This is a genomic window from Dietzia sp. DQ11-38-2, assembly GCF_014145055.1.
Lineage (GTDB): Bacteria > Actinomycetota > Actinomycetes > Mycobacteriales > Mycobacteriaceae > Dietzia.
The window spans coordinates 394-1,625 of the sequence record NZ_JAALDW010000498.1; the positions used below are offsets into that span (position 1 = coordinate 394).

Annotated in this window: 1 pseudogene; it reads left to right on the plus strand. The window is 67.0% G+C overall.

What is annotated here, in order from left to right:
• Window positions 1-1,190 (plus strand): annotated as a pseudogene (locus G6026_RS15610) (alpha-1,4-glucan--maltose-1-phosphate maltosyltransferase); the annotation flags it as partial.
• Window positions 1,191-1,232 lie beyond the last annotated feature (42 nt).

Consider the following 1,232-nt stretch of genomic DNA (forward strand, 5'->3'; position numbering starts at 1 on the left):
CGGACGGTGGCCACGATGCCGTGCACCCGGACCTCGGCACGATCGAGGATTTCCGCGAACTGGTCGAGTACTCCACCTCTCGCGGCGTCGAGATCGCCCTGGACCTGGCGTTGCAGTGCGCTCCGGACCACCCGTGGGCGCAGGCCCACCCGGAGTGGTTCACGGTGCTCCCCGACGGCCACATCGCGTACGCCGAGAACCCACCCAAGAAGTACCAGGACATCTACCCCGTCAACTTCGACCTCGACCCCGAGGGGATCTACGCCGAGGTGCTCCGGGTGGTGCGCCTGTGGACCTCCCTGGGCGTACGGATCTTCCGGGTGGACAACCCGCACACCAAACCCGCGGATTTCTGGAGCCGCCTGATCGCGGAGGTCAAGCGCACCGAGCCGGACGTGCTGTTCCTCGCCGAGGCCTTCACCCGCCCGGCCCGTCTGTTCGGGCTCGCGAAGCGGGGTTTCTCGCAGTCCTACACGTACTTCACCTGGAAGACCACGAAGTCCGACCTCATCGAGTTCTGCGAGCAGTTGCTGGCGCACGTCGATGAAGCCCGGCCGAACATGTTCACCAACACCCCGGACATCCTGCACGAGTCGCTGCAGCGCGGAGGTCCTGCGATGTTCGCGATCCGGTCGGCGCTCGCGGCCACGCTCAGCCCGGCGTGGGGTGTGTACTCGGGCTTCGAGCTGTTCGAATGGCAACCCGTCGCCGACGGCAGCGAGGAGTACCTGGATTCGGAGAAATACGAACTCCGGCCCCGCGACTTCGCCGGCGCCGAGGCGGCGGGCCAGTCGCTCGCCCCGTGGCTGCGGACCCTGAACCGGATCCGTCGGGAGCACCCCGCCCTCCACCAGCTGCGCACACTGCGTTTCCACGACGTGGACAACGATCAGATCATCGCCTACTCCAAGATCGACCCCGCCACCGGTGACTGCGTCCTGACGGTCGTCTCCCTCGACTCACACGGGGTGCAGGAGGGCACCCTCAGGCTCGACATGGCCGCCCTCGGATACGACGACGACGCCCGGTTCAGCGTCCACGACGAGGTCTCCGGCAGCGAGTTCCACTGGGGCTCGAGCAACTACGTGCGACTCGAGCCGTGGACGGCGGTCGCGCACATCGTCGTGGTCCCACCCTGCGACGAAGCACGTAGGGTCGAACTGACCTACCGCACGCACATCGTGGATTGAGGGACAACGGCATGGCAAAGCACCACGGCGCGGGTCGACCCG